Origin of the sequence: Peribacillus saganii (assembly GCF_003429095.1) — a bacterium.
Classification (GTDB): domain Bacteria; phylum Bacillota; class Bacilli; order Bacillales; family DSM-1321; genus Peribacillus; species Peribacillus saganii.
In genome coordinates this window covers 59,395-74,901 of sequence record NZ_QVTE01000043.1, presented here as the reverse complement: position 1 = coordinate 74,901, position 15,507 = coordinate 59,395, and the positions used below count along the sequence as shown (strand labels likewise).

General features: G+C 38.4%; 20 protein-coding genes and 1 pseudogene. 11 read left to right on the top strand and 10 right to left on the bottom strand.

The genetic code is table 11. The annotated features are described in order from the left end of the window. The first annotated feature begins 14 nt into the window (after positions 1 to 14). Positions 15 to 743 (top strand): type 1 glutamine amidotransferase, encoded by a 729-nt coding sequence (locus D0469_RS14715; protein WP_117327494.1) that lies wholly within the window; start codon positions 15 to 17, stop codon positions 741 to 743. 295 nt (positions 744 to 1,038) lie between these two features. Here D0469_RS14715 and D0469_RS14710 read toward each other — a convergent pair whose 3' ends face one another. Then, complete coding sequence (locus D0469_RS14710; protein ID WP_117327493.1) at positions 1,039 to 1,233, bottom strand: YolD-like family protein; 195 nt, start codon at positions 1,231 to 1,233, stop codon at positions 1,039 to 1,041. A gap of 382 nt (positions 1,234 to 1,615) precedes the next feature. Then, positions 1,616 to 1,741 carry a hypothetical protein gene (locus D0469_RS21915; protein WP_267897317.1) on the bottom strand — a complete coding sequence of 42 codons (126 nt, stop codon included), beginning with the start codon at positions 1,739 to 1,741 and terminating at the stop codon, positions 1,616 to 1,618. Between the two features lie 2 nt (positions 1,742 to 1,743). On the opposite strand from D0469_RS21915, the pseudogene D0469_RS14705 reads away from it, so the two are divergent. Further along, positions 1,744 to 2,300: pseudogene (locus D0469_RS14705) on the top strand (HAD-IC family P-type ATPase); the annotation flags it as partial. A 69-nt stretch (positions 2,301 to 2,369) separates the two neighbouring features. Then, positions 2,370 to 3,011: a YdhK family protein gene (locus D0469_RS14700; protein ID WP_117327492.1), complete on the top strand. Its 642-nt coding sequence runs from the start codon at positions 2,370 to 2,372 to the stop codon at positions 3,009 to 3,011. Positions 3,012 to 3,135: 124 nt separating this feature from the next. Here the strand turns inward: D0469_RS14700 and D0469_RS14695 are convergent, their stop codons facing one another. Both D0469_RS14695 and D0469_RS14690 read right to left on the bottom strand, forming a co-directional pair. Further along, positions 3,136 to 3,522, bottom strand: a complete 387-nt coding sequence (locus D0469_RS14695; protein WP_117327491.1) for a DUF1259 domain-containing protein — start codon at positions 3,520 to 3,522, stop codon at positions 3,136 to 3,138. A gap of 199 nt (positions 3,523 to 3,721) precedes the next feature. After that, positions 3,722 to 4,081, bottom strand: a complete 360-nt coding sequence (locus D0469_RS14690) for a hypothetical protein (RefSeq protein WP_117327490.1) — start codon at positions 4,079 to 4,081, stop codon at positions 3,722 to 3,724. Between the two features lie 192 nt (positions 4,082 to 4,273). Between D0469_RS14690 and D0469_RS14685 the strand changes: the two genes are divergently transcribed. Both D0469_RS14685 and D0469_RS14680 read left to right on the top strand, forming a co-directional pair. Next, positions 4,274 to 4,714, top strand: coding sequence for a C40 family peptidase (locus D0469_RS14685; protein ID WP_233523073.1), 441 nt, complete (start codon positions 4,274 to 4,276; stop codon positions 4,712 to 4,714). 130 nt (positions 4,715 to 4,844) lie between these two features. Next, on the top strand, positions 4,845 to 5,282 hold the full coding sequence (locus tag D0469_RS14680; protein WP_117327488.1) for a hypothetical protein: 438 nt from the start codon (positions 4,845 to 4,847) through the stop codon (positions 5,280 to 5,282). A 119-nt stretch (positions 5,283 to 5,401) separates the two neighbouring features. Here D0469_RS14680 and D0469_RS14675 read toward each other — a convergent pair whose 3' ends face one another. The 6 genes from D0469_RS14675 to D0469_RS14650 form a co-directional block, all read right to left on the bottom strand. Beyond that, the gene (locus D0469_RS14675) at positions 5,402 to 6,241 is read right to left on the bottom strand and encodes a F510_1955 family glycosylhydrolase (RefSeq protein WP_117327487.1); all 840 of its coding nucleotides are present in this window, start codon (positions 6,239 to 6,241) and stop codon (positions 5,402 to 5,404) included. A 19-nt stretch (positions 6,242 to 6,260) separates the two neighbouring features. After that, entirely contained in the window at positions 6,261 to 6,818 is a 558-nt protein-coding gene (locus D0469_RS14670) for a TVP38/TMEM64 family protein (protein ID WP_117327486.1), read from the bottom strand. Then, on the bottom strand, positions 6,815 to 7,501 hold the full coding sequence (locus D0469_RS14665) for a response regulator transcription factor (RefSeq protein ID WP_117327485.1): 687 nt from the start codon (positions 7,499 to 7,501) through the stop codon (positions 6,815 to 6,817). Before D0469_RS14665 ends, D0469_RS14670 begins: the two co-directional genes overlap by 4 nt. Further along, the gene (locus D0469_RS14660) at positions 7,501 to 8,868 is read right to left on the bottom strand and encodes a sensor histidine kinase (protein WP_233523072.1); all 1,368 of its coding nucleotides are present in this window, start codon (positions 8,866 to 8,868) and stop codon (positions 7,501 to 7,503) included. The genes D0469_RS14665 and D0469_RS14660 overlap by 1 nt, the downstream gene beginning before the upstream one ends. Positions 8,869 to 8,974: 106 nt before the next feature. Beyond that, the gene (gene spoIIP / locus D0469_RS14655; RefSeq protein ID WP_142919196.1) at positions 8,975 to 9,961 is read right to left on the bottom strand and encodes a stage II sporulation protein P; all 987 of its coding nucleotides are present in this window, start codon (positions 9,959 to 9,961) and stop codon (positions 8,975 to 8,977) included. A 126-nt stretch (positions 9,962 to 10,087) separates the two neighbouring features. After that, a complete protein-coding gene (locus D0469_RS14650; protein WP_117327483.1) occupies positions 10,088 to 10,417 on the bottom strand; it encodes a four-helix bundle copper-binding protein in 330 nt (109 codons plus the stop codon). A 286-nt stretch (positions 10,418 to 10,703) separates the two neighbouring features. Here D0469_RS14650 and D0469_RS14645 point away from each other — a divergent pair, with 286 nt between their 5' ends. The 6 genes from D0469_RS14645 to D0469_RS14620 all read left to right on the top strand — a co-directional run bounded on the left by D0469_RS14645 (position 10,704) and on the right by D0469_RS14620 (position 15,265). Then, positions 10,704 to 10,901 carry a hypothetical protein gene (locus D0469_RS14645; RefSeq protein WP_117327482.1) on the top strand — a complete coding sequence of 66 codons (198 nt, stop codon included), beginning with the start codon at positions 10,704 to 10,706 and terminating at the stop codon, positions 10,899 to 10,901. Between the two features lie 475 nt (positions 10,902 to 11,376). Beyond that, positions 11,377 to 11,832 (top strand): MarR family winged helix-turn-helix transcriptional regulator, encoded by a 456-nt coding sequence (locus tag D0469_RS14640; RefSeq protein WP_117327481.1) that lies wholly within the window; start codon positions 11,377 to 11,379, stop codon positions 11,830 to 11,832. A 57-nt stretch (positions 11,833 to 11,889) separates the two neighbouring features. After that, a complete protein-coding gene (locus D0469_RS14635) occupies positions 11,890 to 12,075 on the top strand; it encodes a hypothetical protein (protein ID WP_117327480.1) in 186 nt (61 codons plus the stop codon). A gap of 45 nt (positions 12,076 to 12,120) precedes the next feature. Continuing rightward, complete coding sequence (locus D0469_RS14630; protein WP_325048961.1) at positions 12,121 to 13,245, top strand: NAD(P)-binding domain-containing protein; 1,125 nt, start codon at positions 12,121 to 12,123, stop codon at positions 13,243 to 13,245. A 348-nt stretch (positions 13,246 to 13,593) separates the two neighbouring features. Further along, a complete protein-coding gene (locus D0469_RS14625) occupies positions 13,594 to 14,667 on the top strand; it encodes an MFS transporter (RefSeq protein WP_233523071.1) in 1,074 nt (357 codons plus the stop codon). 199 nt (positions 14,668 to 14,866) lie between these two features. After that, the gene (locus D0469_RS14620; RefSeq protein WP_117327479.1) at positions 14,867 to 15,265 is read left to right on the top strand and encodes a hypothetical protein; all 399 of its coding nucleotides are present in this window, start codon (positions 14,867 to 14,869) and stop codon (positions 15,263 to 15,265) included. Positions 15,266 to 15,507 lie beyond the last annotated feature (242 nt).

Genomic DNA, 15,507 nt, shown 5'->3' with positions numbered 1-15,507 from the left:
TTGGGGGAAAGCATATGAAAATCCATTATATCCAGAACGACCCTCTAGCAACTTTGGGAAATATTGAGGAGTGGCTGAGCACGAGAAATCATGCGCTGTCTTGCACAAAGATGTATGATAACGAAACACTTCCTTCATTGGATAGCTTCGATATGCTTATAATTTTAGGTGGAAGAATGGGGGCATATGAAGAAGATAAATACCCCTGGCTCTTAACGGAAAAACAATTTATCTATGAAGCAATCAAGCAGGGTAAGTGGGTGCTAGGGATATGCTTGGGTATTCAAATGCTGGCCAGTGCATTAGGAAGCAAGGTGTATCCCCACGCTCACCAGGAGATAGGCTGGTGGCCGATTAAACTCACAGAAGAAGTTGATCATTCAGAACTATTTAAAGGAATCCCAAAATCCTTTGTAGCGTTCGAACACCACGGAGACACCTTCGATCTGCCAGAGGGAGCCTGTTGTCTCGCAGTAAGCAAGGGGTGCAGAAACCAAGCATTCTCCTATGGAGAACGTGTTATTGGCCTACAATTTCACCCGGAATTTACTGAACAGGTGATTGAGGATGTTCTGAAGAACACTGGCAGACAATTGCCATCTGGGGAATATGTGCAAGAAACGGCCTATTGGACAAATCAAGCTGCTTTATTAGAAGAGGCTAAATCGATTTTGTTTACCGTACTTGACAATATTGAAAAGGCAGCTATGAAAGCGACAGCTAACTCTAAGCTATCTTTGTAATTTCGATAAAGGATTTTGATAAATATACAAGGAAAAAAATTTTACGGTATCGAGGGGTCTTATTCTTGACCCCTTTTTTCAATATTCAAAAGGTGTGTAAATACTGATGAAAAAGGAGGAAAGAATAATCAAAAGATATGAAAATTCCGAGTTACGTGATAAAGTCAAATGACTTGTTCCTCAATGGGATATAGAGAGAAAAGCAAAGAAGTAATTGGGAACAACCCAAGGGAGTTTACCATTTAGATTAGTACGAGCAATACCTCTAGATTCTATCTTATAAGTTTATGTATGTTTACTTAGTTTCAATTAATTCAATGGCAATAACCTCGCTAAAATCAATTTTTTTAAACCCATGATCAGATTGTTCTAAAAATATTCTGTTATTAATTTCATCGAGCCTATGTATAAAACCTTTATACTCCTTAATGAATCCTGCGTTCCAAACCTGGATTTTTACTTGGTATGTAAATTCCATCGCTAAACACATTTTTTTATTAGAGAATCAGGTGAACAACGGAATCCACTCGTAATCAATATAGGATTTATAATGGCTGCTTTATTGCTTTTTATTATGGGAACCGTTCAGCTTCAGCGTGCGACTGCTGACGAAGGAAATAAGAAAGACGCCATCATATCCTGGAATAGATCCGAATTCTTGAACCTCTGATAAAGGTATTAGTGGTGGTATCTGTTATCTGTTGGTGACATGTTTCTTGACAGCCTGAAAACGACTATTCATTTGAATAGTCGTTTATTATGATGTGTATTCAACAAATGATGGAATGCGCAATAACCCCGCTTTTGTATAGTTTCTGAACTTCACCTTGCACTTTATCTTTGGGTCAATAAAAATAGTTGTTTCATTTTCGTCAATTATCAAATCCTGATACAGGCTGTAAAATTGCTTTTGGGTTCATGAATTCCATAACGCCAGCAGGCTTTCTTCCTCTTTCCTCCTCAAGACCTAAGAACAATCCGAATGTTTCTTTTTTCAAAAAAAACTGCAATGCTTGTAAGCAGAGACGGGAAATATATCGGTATTGTGCCGTGGCAGATACCATTAAGGACATGTCAACAGAAGCGATCCAGCGATTGAAAGATATGAATATCGATGTAATCATGATTACAGGAGTTAACAAAAGAACGGCTGAGTCCATTGCTAAACAGGTGGGAAATAACCATGTCATTGTCGAGCTTCTTCCAGAGGAAAAGCGGAAGAAGTGAAAAAAATTCAAGCAGAAGGAAGAAAAGTAGCAATTGCGGTTGCCGATATCGGAATGGCACTGGGAACAGGAACAGATGTGGCAATGGAAGCGGATATTACGCTTATTAGCGGTGACCTTAAATAACATTGCGGATCCCATCTTCATGAGTAAAAAGACCATTCGAAATATCAGTCATAATTTGTTCTGGGCATTTGCTTATAACGTATTAGGTATCCCAAATTGCCGCAATAGGACTTCTTGAAGCGTGGTTGGCTGGAGCAGCGCAATGGCGTTTAGCTCCGTTTCCGTTGTGCTGAATGCCTTAAGGCTTCAACGAGTTAAGTTATAAGAAAAAATGAATAATTTCTGCAAATTTTTGTTGTAGCATGTAAGTGTTAAATTCTTAGGAGGGATATGTATGAGTAAAAAATGGCTTCTTCTCTTTATGTCTTTAATCACGGCAGTTGTATTAGCTGCCTGTTCCGATGGTGGCGGGAATCAAGATAATCAGGAAGACACGAAGCAAGAACACTCGGGTCATGGAAACACGAACGATGAAAATAAAGAGGATGAAAGTACGGATCATGGTGACCATGCAGGGGTGAACCATTCCAGTTCAGGGGAGATTCCTGAAGGCTTAAAAGAAGCAGCGAATCCAACGTACAAAGTGGGGAGCAAAGCGATCTTAACGACAGACCACATGGAAGGAATGAAAGGTGCTGAGACAACCATTGTCGGCGCTTTTGATACCACGGTTTATGCTGTGTCCTATACTCCAACTACAGGCGGAGAAAAAGTTACCAATCATAAATGGGTGATTCAAGAGGATTTGAAAGATGCTGGTGATACACCGTTTAAAGCAGGAGATGAAGTAACACTTAACGTAGAGCATATGGAAGGAATGAAGGGTGCAAAGGCTACTATTGATACGGCAGAACAAACGACGATTTATATGGTTGATTACACGCCAACCACTGGTGGGGAAAGAGTAAAAAATCACCAATGGGTAACAGCAGATGGGCTTCAACCCGTAGAGGGCGGAGAACACGCTGGTCATTAAATTAAATAGCAAACAAAAGTAAAGGTATCTGTGCGAAGCCGCTATAAAGAAGAGAGAGTCATCGGGGCTCTCTCTTTTCAAATTTTAGGTTATCTGAACTAATTTATTTTTTCAAATTGTTAACCTAGAAAATGCCTACTTCCCGTGCTGCTTCAATACTGTTTCGTGCGAACTCAAATGGGTCCCCAACATTCTCCCAATGCATGTACATTAAGCGTGGTCGATCAAAAAGCCAATGGTTATGGACTGCTGTAACCTCAATTCCCCTTCTTCTTAATGCTGACATGAAAGGATTAATTTCTCTTTGTCGGATAACAGTTTCCCCAAGGTTTAGTGTCTGTCTATTTATGTTGTCTTCAAAGGAAAGGGCAAACGGAAGGGCTAGGGGAGATTGAGTGCGGCGACCCAAAATTGTAGCATCAATATCTGGAAGCCGCTGAACAACACATACTGGCGTAGATACAATAACATCTCCTCCGATAATATCTGCAAGCTGTTGACAGGATGACATATATTTTTCCACCTCTCATCTAATATGATTTAACATATGTTGAGCTGGAACAGCTTGTCTCAGACATTAGCTTAAAAACAAAATAAATGTTTGAACACAAGAAAGGAGCAGTGGTACGCGGTGACCTTAGACAAAAAACCTCCTAATTTAATAGGAGGTGATTAACGAAAGGAGTAGTTGCTTTTTTATTTTCCCTGTTCTACGTCATCCATTGAACAAATGCCCAGCTGATGGAGAGAAATAGCCCTGCTGTTACACATAAGATTCCGATTCCCATTGCCACGTCTTTATTTTGAGACTTTTTGTATTCGTTATAGTTTATTTCTCCTTTGGCAAACTTTAATCCAAAGGGATTAGGTTCGACCGAATACGGATGTCCATTGTTATCTTCAAGGATTACCTTTGTGATGACAGGTATTTCATCGGGCGAGTGATTATCCAAATCAAAGGCATTTCCATCAGCACTTTCGGTTCTCACGAACTTGTAAATGGATGCTTCCCGAATTTTCAGAGCTGTTTCATATGCCTGAGTTTCAATGGCATTAGTAGAAAAGCACATTGCAATCACCTCGTTTATTGTTATTATATTGTAGAAAAATGAAAGGTTGAAGTTTATCTGACGAATTTTAAATTGTAGAAATGTGGATTATATTGATTTATTTTGTAATAAAACTGTAATGTCCCTGTGATGCCAATGTTAACTTTTTTAGTTATTATAGGTTTAGAAAAACACAACAGGGGGAAAACTTACTTGTTAAAGAAAATCATCGCAGCATTATCTGTCGCATCGATCTTAGCCACTGTTGCACCAACTATGAGCGAGGCTGCTACATCACCTCAAACGAAAGCTATTACAGCTGCCAAAACACAACTTGGAATTAAATACCAATGGGGAGGCATGTCATCAAGAGGATATGACTGCTCAGGTTTAATAAAATATGCTTATGCAAAGGCGGGAAAGACTCTGCCGCGCACAACGGTTGAAATATACAAAAAAGGGACAAGAGTTACTTCCCTTAAGGCAGGAGATCTGATGTTCTTTGCTCCTAATAAAGCTTCAAGAGTAACTCATGCATCTATTTATATGGGTAGTGGCAAAATGATTCATTCCGCTTCATCAAAGGGAGTATCGATTGCAAGCACAAGCAACCCATACTGGAAACCGAAATTTGTCGGCGCAAAGCGCTTATAATAAAGGAGAGAGCCAAATGGCTCTCTTTTTTTATTTTACGATGTAAAGTCCAGAGAGGGTTCATTTAAGAAGGATTCGTAATGGAACTTTTATAATAAAATATACGTCTGTTAGATAAGGGGGTTAAATAATGAAAATTCAAACGTTATTCATTGCTTTGGTTGCAGTATTTTTGTTTGCAGTTACTGGTTGTTCAAGTGGAATAGAAAATGAAGAACAAAAAATAGTGGTTCAACAGCGTAATAATGATAACAATGCAGACAAATACCAGGATTTTAGAGAAATCACTGATAGTGAACAAGTACAAAAGGCAAAAAAAATATTAGATGAAGCTGAATGGAACAATTCAAAAGTCAACATGTCTCGTCCTGCGGATTATCAATTCTTTTTCCATTACAAAAATGAAAAAATAAAGGCAGATACTATTCAACATCTAATTTGGATCAGTCCCAATAAAGATAAATTAGAAGTGGTTAGAGGAAATGATGAATATGTTCAACTAACAGAAGATAACTCAGAAATTTTATTTGAAATTATTACTGGTGAGGATTTAACGAGTTTAAAATAAAAGACTGCCAAAGAGCAGTCTTTTTCGGTTAGTCTGTCAGATTATCCCAGGTTGCACCATTATCCTCTGTTTGAAGCACGTCATTATTGTGTGTGACAAGCGTAATTTCTTCCCTGTTTTTAGGATTGGATGCGATAAACATAAACAGGGTTATTATCATTGATTTCAGCAGGAACATTGATCTTTGCATCTTTATTATTGGTTAAGTCTTGTTTATATAGCTCAATGGAACCTGACTTTAATGAAGAATATAGCAAAGAATTTTCCTGGAACTCTACCGCAGTGATTTGATTTTCGTTAGAAGAAAGCTTAAACGTCTCCCCGTAATCATCGGATAGGAATAAACCATTACTTGAAGCGATAACCACTATATTAGGTTTATCAGGATGTGCCGCAATCCCGTAAATGGAATCACCCTTAAAACCTGACATCTTGCTTTCTCTCCAGCTCTTTCCTTCATCTTCAGTATAAAATAAACCAGATGATTTAAGCTGGGAATTAGGCTGTTCATTCAGTGCATAAATAACCTTACTGTTATAACTTGCAGCCAAGTAATGAAAGTCTGTTTTCCCGTACAAGGTTAGCTTCTTAAACGATTTACCTTCATTGGTGCTTTTAATTAGACCCAATGGATTCTCTAAGTTAGAGCCTTGCTCAGGGTGACCGCTGGAATAGAAACCTTCTTTTGTTGGCTGAAAACCCATATAATCGTGTTTTTCTTTGCTTGATGTGTACCACTTGTCTTTCGAGTATTTTACCAAGCCAAAATGCGTTGCAAAGTAGATGTCATTTTGATTTCCAGCGTAGCCCATCCCGTGTAGATGTTCCAGCTCCACTTCCTTTGTTTCTTCGTACATTGGTGTGCTGTCAGATTTGTTTTGTGTTTCCTCTTCACCCGCGCACCCCGTTAGGAAAAGACTTATTAAACCAGAAGTTAATAACCATTTTGACAATTTCATTTTTACCTCCGAGGATTGTTTACTTTGACTGATTTCTTTTTCTTACGATATAAAAGACGATAAAAATAACAAAAGCTATAACAGCAAGTATAATATTTTCCCTCATTGTGGATTCCAGTACATGTTGGACCGAATAAGCTTCAATAAATAGCGCAGGAAGCTTTCCGAGAGAACTGGCAATAAAGAAAACCGTTATGCTTGTCTTACTTAAAGCTGCCGCCAGGTTAATCATGCCTGAGGGAACAAAGGGAAGAATCCTCAGCATAATAATGATGACAAATGCATCTTTACCATGTGTGTGTTGAAGCTTCACGAGCCATTTATTTTTCTTTAATAGTTTAGGATTTAACCGCTGAATGCCTTTTCGGTACAGCCAAAAACTGACCAAAGCTCCTATACACTCTCCAAGAAAAGAAATAACAAGTCCTATCCCAAACCCAAACACTGTGATATTAGCAGCCGTGATGAAAACACTTGGTATAACTCCAGCGACACTTATGACAACATTGATTAAAATGCTAATAATAATGGCAAAGGAACCGCTATTAGTTAACCAATCAACAATGACCGAACTCATGATGACTCTTCAGAGCTCCATTTATAGCCAACACCCCAAACTGTTTTTAGGTGCCGATCAACTGGGAAGCCTACATGGCGCAGTTTTTCCCTGATGTTTCTAATATGAGAATCAATGGTTCGATCTTCGGTTTCTGTGCTAAAACTCCAAAGGGTTGATAAAAGAAATTCCCTTGAATAGACCTTGTTAGGCGATTGCAGGAAAAGCCCCAGGATAGAAAATTCCTTTGGCGTAAACGTAATAGGCTCGTCTTTATAAAAGGCTTCAAATGCCGATTCATCCAAAGATAGACCTTTGAATGAAAGATTATTTTTGGGGATATTATTAGTACGGCGTAAAAGTGCTTCCATTCTGGCAAGTAACACCTCCTCGTTAAAGGGTTTAGTCACATAATCGTCTGCTCCTTTTTTCAATCCCTTTACCATTTCCTCATCTGCGCTTCTTGCGGTCAGCATGATGATTGGAACACTTGAGAACTGTCGGATTTTTTCGCATGTTTCCCATCCATCCATTTCTGGCATCATGACATCAAGGATCACTAAGTCAGCCTCTTCTTTTCGTAAGAATGAAAGGGCATCAGAACCTGAATTCTTTTTAATGCACGAAAAGCCATGCGGTGCTAAATATAATTCTAATAGGTCGAGCATACGAATTTCATCATCCACTAACAGCACTTTTTTCATCAGTAATTCTCCTTAAAGACAATGGTAAAACGGGTCCCACGGTCCCCGTTTTTTTCAACTGAGATGGTTCCCCCTTGGACTTCAATCAGCTGTTTTACGATGGCAAGCCCTAGACCAAACCCTCCCGTTGCTCTGGCGCGGGATTTTTCCACCCGATATAAACGGTCAAAGACATAAGGAATGTCTTCATTAGGAATGCCAATTCCCTGGTCTGCTATTGAAATTTGGGTGCTGTTCTCTTTTTTAAAGGCTTGTATAGTTACTGTTCCTTCTTTCGAGTATTTAAGCGCATTGTCCAGAAGGTTTAAGAGAACCTGTTCAAAGCGAGAAGGATCCACATCTAGATATAGATCATCGCTGCAATCAAGCTGCAAATGGATTTCCTTATTGGTGAATGCTGGCAATACTTTTTCATAAACAGAGTGCAGGAATGGGGCTAGTCGAACTCTTTCTTTTACAATGGGAAAATTATTGAGGTCCATTCTTGCAAGAGAAAACAGTTCTTCAAGCAATCTGGTCACTTTTTCAGATTCTTCATGAATGATATTAAGGTATTGTACTCGTTCTTGAGCTGCCAAATCAGTCCGCTTGGCAATATCGGCATAGCCCTTTATATACGTTAACGGAGTCCTCAGCTCATGAGAAGCACTAGCAAGAAAATCATTTCGTTCCTGTTTCACAAAATTTAAATCACGCGCCAACGTTTGTATGGATTCAGCAAGAATACCCAACTCATCTTTTGAGCGAACAGGAATAGAGACTGAAAAATCTCCTTTGCTTAATTTTTTGGTCGCTTCCTTCATGAGAATCAGGGGTCTTGTTAAGGCTTTTGATAAAAAGAAAATCGTTATTAACATAAAGAACAAGATGAGAATAGATGCAAGTAGAAAATGTCTGTTTAACTGGGAGACAAATGCCTCCACATTACCTGTGTTTTTAAACATATACACATAGCCTTTATTCTCGCTGTCTCCGTTAAACGGTGTAACGGTTGCTATATATCTTTCCTTTTTCCAATCAGCTTGAATGATACGACCATTCCTTGGAACTTGATAGATGGACTCATTCAGTATTCTTTTCATCCCGTTATTGACCGTCTCAGATGTTAAAAGGATTTTTCCCGCAGAATCTGTTATAACAACATCCGTATCAGTATGTGACTCCATTAATCCAATATGATGAAGTGTGTCAGGATCAGTAGAAATTTCCAACACATCACGATGGCTATTCCCGCGTGCCTTTAAAGATTCTAATTCCTGTTGGATTCGTGAATGGACCACATTATTGTGCAAAAAAATCATGGAGATTGACTCGATCAATAAAATACAAGCAAAAATCCACAAACCTAATTTCATAGAGATTTTCAAAACGTTACCACCTTCTTGATTATTGCTTAATTGTAACGATTAAATGTGGAGAAAGTTTGCAGAAGTAAAATGAATGAAAAAGATCGGGTGCACAATGGCACCCGAATTAGAACTGACTTACCATATGAGCTAAAGCGTCAGCTGTACGGTACAGCTCACCTAACTTGTTATCAACCCCGCCAATTTCAATGATGACACTTTTAGGCGATAGGTCTTGATTATAGACTCCATTTCCTTGGGTGTTATCCTTTATTATGACTCCTTTTGACAGACCAGGATAATTTGCATCCAATAACCTATGAAGGTTATTGGCAAAGTCCAAGTTGGCTTGGTATGTTGGATGCCCAGTTCCAACAACAAATAAAATTTGCGCATAGGCTTTTCCGTTAATAACAGCAGTAGTGTTTCCTTTTCGAAGTGCATCTCGATGGATATCAAAGAAAATTTCCGCGTGATGGTTCTTCTTTTTTTCCTCTAACACTAATTGCCTTGACATATCGTATGAATGACCAAAGTTCAAATTCATCTCATTTAACATAGTGATGATATCAGCATCACTAACCTTATTCCTTATTCCATACTGTTTAAGTGCTTTTCCTAAACGATCTCCCACTAAACTTACATTAAAGGTGGAATGATAAGCCATTTCAGGTTTAGTAGCATTAGAAAAGTATGGCAGAAAGGATTCGCGGTTATGAGAAAAATAGATGAAAACCTCTTTATTTCCAACGTTCTTTTTCGGGGATTTCATGTTGATGTTGGGCTCTTTCAATCTATTTTCCAAATCCATAATTTCTTTGTGTTTAAGGCTGCTATCCTTTAATATAGCGTATGGATCAGGGGTTACTTCAACATCTGCTTCTCTTCTTGATTCGCTGGAGAATTCGGTGTTAGTATTACCTGCATAGTTACGATTTACACTAGCATTCTTTTGTTCTAGTACATGCTTAGTGTAAGAGACTTCTCTTGGTTGCTCTCTGTCCTTTGACATAAACAAAAAAATGAACAGTAGCCAAAGGATAAATAAGATAATACAAAACAGTAATAATCGTATGATGATTTTCCGCTTACTTTTCTTTTCGTTGCTGTTCATAGTTTCCTCACAGTTTGTAAATTCTTCATCATTGTAATTTGTTACATTGGAACAAACAAGAAATAATTCCCGATCATACAAAAAGGCTACTACTCGCTATGAATAGTAGCCATAAAAGTTTCAATTTTAAGCAGCCATCTTGCGACACATTTCTGCACATCTAAAGCATGACTCAGCACATTTTTGGCAATGATCATGGTCATGTTTTTTGCATTCGTTCCCGCATGCTTCACAAATGTCGGCACACAACTTACAGATTTGTTTAGCAAATGGGCTATTTGTTTGCATGGCTTTTGCGGCAAAAGCACACAAATCCGCACATTCTCTATCTAAGCGAATGCATTCTGCCATCATTTGTACATGATCCTCTTTTAAACAGGCATCGAAGCAATCATTACAAGCTTCCATACATTCTAAACAAGCTCGGATACACTCTTCATATTGTTGCTGGGTCATTTAAAATCCTCCTTATAAATAGGTTTCATTTTCCTTCTACCCAGACTGTTTTAAAAAAAACGGAATAAACAAAACTCCTTAGAATCTGCACATTTTAAATAAAGTTCATCACTACATGGAATTGTGATCAAACCGATAAAGTATAACCATATTTTGAACCAAAATTCGATGGACTGGTTCCGTTCTTTATCCACTTAACCTAAGATGTTTACTCCCTGTTCTGAGCGTAAGGAGGAGTTTTTGCCGTATGTGGATTTGAACTTTCTTAACGGAGTCTCCAACTTCGATGACCACAGGTTTAACAGCAGGTGTACTCCTTGGCTCAATGTATGAGGGAAACTTGTTTTATTCAACTGTTTTATCTATGACATTGGGCATTACAGGAGGTGTGATTATTGGTATCCGTTTCGGTTTTCTTCCGGCAATTGAAGGGATGATGAGTGGTTTAATGGCTGGGATGATGGGTGCAATGTGGGTGAGATGATAAATCTAGTGCAATCAAATATCATTCTATGCATTCTTCTTACAATTTCTCTATCCCTGTTAATTTTGTTCTTTATTCAGACAGCTGATTCATCTGGCAAGGAAACAATTAATTTGTTTTGGTTTGTTAAGCCACTGCTGGCTGTTGCAGCGTCTGGCTCATAATTACTATTTGGTTTTTCTTTAAGTAAAAACATAACTGCAGCAAAAGAAGAGATGAGCGGTTATGAGCATCATATGAAATCAAATAGCATCCAGATTGAGGCCATCGATTGGACAGTCTTGTGAGAGTGAACTGGAAAAGGCTAAAGAATTCATCCAGAAGAACTTTTTTAAAGAAGACCTGTGCATTTGCGGAGAGAAGACCTACGAAAATTTTCTTTTAGCGTACAAGAATTAACAAAATAAATAAAAATTTAAACATTAGTTGCATTTTGCAAATTAAAGGAGTATAAATAAGGTAAGAGGTGAAAGAAATGGAATCTGAAAACCTTCGAGGATTGTTTCAACTCCTAACACGACGGTTTGGATTATTAAACAAAAATTGTTGCAGAGCAGATGAAATCGAGATTTCATTGGTTCAAAGCCATATTCTGTATGAAATTAACCGTCAGCATAAACCTTCAATCCAACAAATAGCAGAGACACTTGGTACAGATATCACTACCTTCAGTAGGCAGATCCAGTCACTTATAAAAATGAATTTAGTCATGAAAACACCTGATGAAGAAGATCGGCGCATTTCCATCCTTTCTCTGACAGAGGAAGGAGTAAAAGTAAACAACAGAATCGAACAACAGATGAATGACTATCTGAATGAAATATTCTCCACAATGAACGAGTTTGAAAAGGAAACCGTGGTGCGTTCATTAAAGTTATTAAATGACCGAATGGTAAAGTCATCTGTTTGCTGTACTACTCCATGGGGGTAGTACATTCTTCGACAATACTTGCGAATTACAAATTATTAATGACTAGGAGGAGATACTATGTTTAACGATTATGAAATGCAGATTATCGTACAATCCAAAATGCAGGAATTTGAAGGGTTCATCAGAGAGCAGTCCTTTCAGAATCAGAGCTATAAACCAATAAAAAATCCTATTCGTAACCTAATCTTTAAGAAAGAAACAGTTCAACCTGACTGCTGCCAAGCAGCTTGCTGCACAGCATAAGCCACGGACGCAATATTTCATTATATTTTATAGGAGGTAATGCAAATGGTTCTATTTGAAAACAGTACATTACCAGTAGCTATCATCGGGGGTGGTCCTGTAGGTCTCGCAGCTGCTGCTCACTTGGTGAAAAAAGGTGAGGAGTTCATCTTGTTTGAAGGTGGAAGTTCAGTTGGTTCAAGCATGTTGGAATGGGGTCACGTCAGAATGTTCTCCCCATGGCAGTATAACATCGATAAAGCTGCAAAAGAATTGCTTCTCCAAACTGGGTGGGAATTACCGAATAACGACGTTATCCCAACGGGGCGCGAGCTGGTTGAAGAGTATTTGCTGCCGCTTAGCAAACTTCCTGCGTTGAAAGACCATATTACCTTTAATGCCAAAGTAGTCGGTATTGCGAGAAAAAATATCGATAAATTAAAAGACGCTAAAAGGGATCGTGTCCCTTTCCAACTGTATGTTGAAGTGGGTGGGGACACAAAAGTGTATGAAACAAAAGCTGTGATTGATTCATCTGGTACATGGAAGAATCCGAATCCTATTCTCTCCAATGGGATTTGGACAAATGCAGAAAGAAAATTAAGTGATCAAATTTTTTATGGCATTCCTAATGTACTCGAACTAGAAAGCAGATATCGGAACAAATCTATCATGGTTATTGGTAGTGGTCATTCGGCTATAAATGCTCTATTGGACCTGGCAAGATTAAAGGGGATATTCCCTGCTACAAAGATACATTGGGTTCTCAGAAAAGTATCTGTTTCAGATGCCTATAGTGGTCAAGAAAAAGATGGCTTACAAGCACGAGGAGAGCTAGGAATTAGGCTCCAACAGTTAGTTGAAACCAAGACAGTAAATATCATGACACCTTTTTATGTAAACGGGGTAAGTGCAAAAGACGGAAAAATATTTGTGACTGGAAATTTGAACGGAGAGGAAGCATCAATCGATGGTATCGACGAAATTGTCGTAACAACAGGGTTTAGACCAGATACATCTTTCTTGCAGGAAGTAAGACTAAACCTGGATTCAGCTGTTGAAAGTGTGAAAGCGCTTACGCCTCTTATTGATCCGAATATTCATAGTTGCGGAACGGTAAGACCCCATGGGGAAGAAGAATTAAGACAGCCAGAAAAAGATTTTTATATTGTCGGGATGAAAAGTTATTGAAGAGCACCAACCTTTTTGCTTGCAACAGGTTATGAACAGGTCAGATCCGTTGTCGCTTACTTAACAGGTGATTTGAAAGCTGCAAAAGAAGTTAAATTGGAACTTCCTGAGACAGGAGTGTGCAGTGTCAATTTTACGAGTTGCTGCGAGGAAGACATTACTACAACGCTGAATACAAATGACAGCTGTGAAACATCGTCTTGTTCAACAAAAAAAGAACCTGTTGCAGTGAATTCATGTTGCTGTACTAGCACTCCAGTCAAAATAGAAATCAAAAGTTCTTGCTGCGGGTAAACCTGTGAAGACCAGTCTCCATGACAGGCTGGTCTTACTTAAAAGGGGTGACATATGAAGGACAATAATAAACAATCCGTCATTGCGCTAGCCTTAATAACTGCCATATGCATGTCTGGAGATTCCATGCTTTACATCATTTTGCCTACACACTATAAAGAAATGGGGATAACTTCCTTAATAGGAGTAGGTGTATTACTCTCCGTCAATCGATTCGTAAGACTCCCGTTGAACCCATTAATCGGCTTCATATATAAAAAGATAAACTTTCGTACTGGCATTTTGATTGCGATTTTTTTTAGCGGGATAACAACGATAGGCTATGGATTTGTGAAAGAGTTTGAAATTTGGGTTATTATGCGGTCAGTTTGGGGCTTTTCCTGGTCATTATTTAAACTCGGAGCGTACTTATTGATCTTTCAGCTTGCAAACGATACAAACAGAGGGAGCTTCATGGGAACTTACAATGGGCTTTATCGACTTGGTAGTTTATTTGGAATGTTTTTAGGCGGTTTATTCGCTGATTTGTTTGGCGTAGCACTTATCAGCACGGTCATTGGATTATCAGCATTTTTTAGTCTTCCAATCCTGTATAAATATGTTCCTAAATCATTAGATAAAGAGGTAACGACTAAAAATTCTCCTGCACTGTTAGCAAACTTCAAAACATTTAAAGACAGAAATCTAATCCAGATATTTGTTACGGCATTTTTAATAATCATGTTATTAGATGGAATGTTGACTGCAAGCTTAAGCCACATCATCCAGGTGAAATTTACCGAACGGGTTGATATATTAGGCTTAATAGTGGGTGCTGCTACACTCGCTGGTGTAATACAGGCAATAAGATGGGGAGCAGCGCCATTTGTTGTTTCAAGGGTGGGAACTGCGTTAGACAATACTGAAAAAAAGAGTAGGATGCTAGCAGTATTCTTAATAATCGCATTTATCCTGTTGATGATTATACCGCTAAATATACCAATCATGGTATGGCTGCCAATATTATTAATCCATCTCTTAGTCTCATCAAGCCTAACCACAATAATAGATACGGTATTTTCTAATGCTGTCTCAAAAGTAACAAACAAGGTATTTACTATGACATCATTTACATTGTGGTTGATTTAGGTGCGGCACTTGGACCAATAGCAGGATATTCATTAGAAAAAGCAATCGGCTTAACGAATGTGTTTTGGTTAGCCGCTTTTACTTGCTTATGTTTAACGATTTCTTGGGCGCTGCCTAAAAACGAGCAATCAAAAAAGACAACGTTTTATCAGCAAATGTAAACAGACTTCTTCTCGAATGCAAGTTAAAAGGAAAAGTGGTGTTAATACCAAAACGACATTTAGACTTGGCATCCACCGTAAAAGCAGCGATGGAAGCTGGGGTAGCGGCTCTCCTCAGTGAGAGCGGTGAACCCAGATGGTTTGCAAAGGGCAAACGGTTCAAAGGGAAATTCCATCCCCGTTTTGCGTCTTTTTCAAGTTTGCATAATATATATACCTCGAACACATTTTTTAAAGAGAACGATCTAGCAAAGAAAGTATTTGAGCAACATAATCAGCTAAACGGTCTTATAACTGCATTTGGTGTTTCAAACGAAAGAGAAATAGATAAGCAACCTTATATAGAACTCATGGATATAAAGAACCGAGAAGAAATAAAACTTGAAGAGGTTATCTCTTTGTTAAAAGACATAAGGGGTAACACTGGTCACTTATGAATCATTGCAGATTTATTGAGAATATCCAATGCTAAGCAAGATGGAACACAATAGTTACTCCAAGAAATATTGGCTATAAGTGACGTACAAAATCCGGTGGAAAGAGAAAGTAAATACCGCTCGGTAATGAAAAAGGTGGCAACATTTAATGGTGACGTTAAAACAATGCAAAAAATGAACACTAGTCAAATACATGTGGGATTTGTCTTCTTTTCTTCAATAACATCGGTATGCGAGAGCAA